Raw genomic sequence first — 1,263 nt, forward strand, 5'->3', positions numbered from 1 at the left:
GTATTAGGCACGCCGCCAGCGTTCATCCTGAGCCAGGATCAAACTCTCCAATAAAGTTAGTTTGTCTAGCATCTAAAAATAAAAATTGACGTTCACGTTGTTTGTTTCGTTCAGTTTTCAAAGAACTTTTTTGGTGGAGCCTAGCGGGATCGAACCGCTGACCTCCTGCGTGCAAGGCAGGCGCTCTCCCAGCTGAGCTAAGGCCCCAAACAAGTATCGGGAAGACAGGATTTGAACCTGCGACCCCCTGGTCCCAAACCAGGTGCTCTACCAAGCTGAGCCACTTCCCGAAAGAAAACGCGCCCGAGAGGAGTCGAACCCCTAACCTCTTGATCCGTAGTCAAACGCTCTATCCAATTGAGCTACGGGCGCATATGGTGCCGAGGGCGGGGGTCGAACCCGCACGGTGGTCACCCACCGCAGGATTTTAAGTCCTGTGCGTCTGCCTGTTCCGCCACCCCGGCATATCATACTGAAAATTGGAGCGGAAGACGGGATTCGAACCCGCGACCCCAACCTTGGCAAGGTTGTATTCTACCACTGAACTACTTCCGCAAGACATGTATGATATATTTTGTTAAAAGTGCGGGTGAAGGGAGTCGAACCCCCACGCCAAAGGCGCTAGATCCTAAGTCTAGTGCGTCTGCCAATTCCGCCACACCCGCATATTTCATTAAAAATGGTGAGCCATGAAGGATTCGAACCTTCGACCCTCTGATTAAAAGTCAGATGCTCTACCAACTGAGCTAATGGCTCGTACAATTAAAAACTGGTGCCGACTAGAGGACTTGAACCCCCAACCTACTGATTACAAGTCAGTTGCTCTACCAATTGAGCTAAGTCGGCTAAATGGTGGAGGATGACGGGATCGAACCGCCGACCCCCTGCTTGTAAGGCAGGTGCTCTCCCAGCTGAGCTAATCCTCCGAATTGCCTGGCAACGTCCTACTCTCACAGGGACAAGGTCCCAACTACCATCGGCGCTAGAGAGCTTAACTTCCGTGTTCGGTATGGGAACGGGTGTGGCCTCTCTGCCATCATTACCAGACTGTATTCATTTAAGACAAGAATTATTATAACTCATTCACTTTTGAAAGTCAACAAGTTTTTTATATTCTTTCAAAACTAGATAACATCGCTTCATATTATATGGTTAAGTCCTCGATCTATTAGTATTCGTCAGCTCCACATGTCACCATGCTTCCACCTCGAACCTATCAACCTGATCATCTTTCAGGGATCTTACTAGCTTACGCTCTTAAAA

The 1,263-nt window shown here is 48.9% G+C and carries 9 tRNA genes and 2 rRNA genes; all 11 read right to left on the minus strand.

What is annotated here, in order from left to right:
* Window positions 1-131: 131 nt before the first annotated feature.
* Window positions 132-207, minus strand: a tRNA-Ala gene (locus tag BWGOE10_RS29015).
* Window positions 208-216: 9 nt separating this feature from the next.
* Window positions 217-290: transfer RNA gene (locus BWGOE10_RS29020), tRNA-Pro, on the minus strand.
* An 8-nt stretch (window positions 291-298) separates the two neighbouring features.
* Window positions 299-372, minus strand: a tRNA-Arg gene (locus tag BWGOE10_RS29025).
* Between the two features lie 3 nt (window positions 373-375).
* Window positions 376-464: transfer RNA gene (locus BWGOE10_RS29030), tRNA-Leu, on the minus strand.
* A gap of 16 nt (window positions 465-480) precedes the next feature.
* A tRNA-Gly gene (locus tag BWGOE10_RS29035) sits at window positions 481-555 on the minus strand.
* Window positions 556-584: 29 nt separating this feature from the next.
* A tRNA-Leu gene (locus BWGOE10_RS29040) sits at window positions 585-665 on the minus strand.
* Between the two features lie 15 nt (window positions 666-680).
* A tRNA-Lys gene (locus tag BWGOE10_RS29045) sits at window positions 681-756 on the minus strand.
* 14 nt (window positions 757-770) lie between these two features.
* Window positions 771-846 (minus strand) — tRNA-Thr (locus BWGOE10_RS29050).
* Between the two features lie 4 nt (window positions 847-850).
* Window positions 851-926, minus strand: a tRNA-Val gene (locus BWGOE10_RS29055).
* 5 nt (window positions 927-931) lie between these two features.
* A 5S ribosomal RNA gene (gene rrf, locus BWGOE10_RS29060) occupies window positions 932-1,047 on the minus strand.
* Window positions 1,048-1,148: 101 nt separating this feature from the next.
* A 23S ribosomal RNA gene (locus tag BWGOE10_RS33200) occupies window positions 1,149-1,263 on the minus strand; the annotation flags it as partial.

It is taken from the genome of Bacillus mycoides, assembly GCF_001757995.1.
Classification (GTDB): domain Bacteria; phylum Bacillota; class Bacilli; order Bacillales; family Bacillaceae_G; genus Bacillus_A; species Bacillus_A mycoides_B.